Source organism: uncultured Shewanella sp., from assembly GCF_947495455.1.
Classification (GTDB): domain Bacteria; phylum Pseudomonadota; class Gammaproteobacteria; order Enterobacterales; family Shewanellaceae; genus Shewanella.
Window position 1 is genome coordinate 1 of record NZ_CANLZC010000272.1, and the last position, 398, is coordinate 398.

The window sequence follows — 398 nt, forward strand, 5'->3', positions numbered from 1 at the left end:
GAGCCAAAGGGGCCAGATAAGTTCGCCAAGTTCAAAGAGCGTGCTTATGGCAAAAAGGTCTTTGCTAAGTCGATTATGCTGGGAAAAAACATCTCAGATATGTGAACAGAAGTGGAATCCGCCAAGAATTTTGGCATATTGAATTTGTTTAGCCTGGATACTCATCCTATTAGTCCAAGAACGGCTTACCAAGACCAAACCTTGTTACTGAAACGGGCAGATACACGAGAAGCTGATAGAGGAATATGGTCGTTTTCTGGAGCGGCCGTTTTACGCTTTACCCCTTACACGCAATTGTTTGCCATGTGGGCGAAAGACACAGGCGGGGCACAGTATGAAAGCTTTGATTTTCCCGTCATGGTCGAGGCCACCACCCGTGTACGGTTTTATTATCAGTT

1 protein-coding gene is annotated in these 398 nt (G+C 45.7%); it reads left to right on the plus strand.

Translation table 11 applies throughout. The features are described 5' to 3' along the window. Positions 1-138: 138 nt before the first annotated feature. Positions 139-398: hypothetical protein (locus Q0791_RS25090; RefSeq protein WP_299011974.1), on the plus strand; the 260-nt coding region annotated here is incomplete at its 3' end.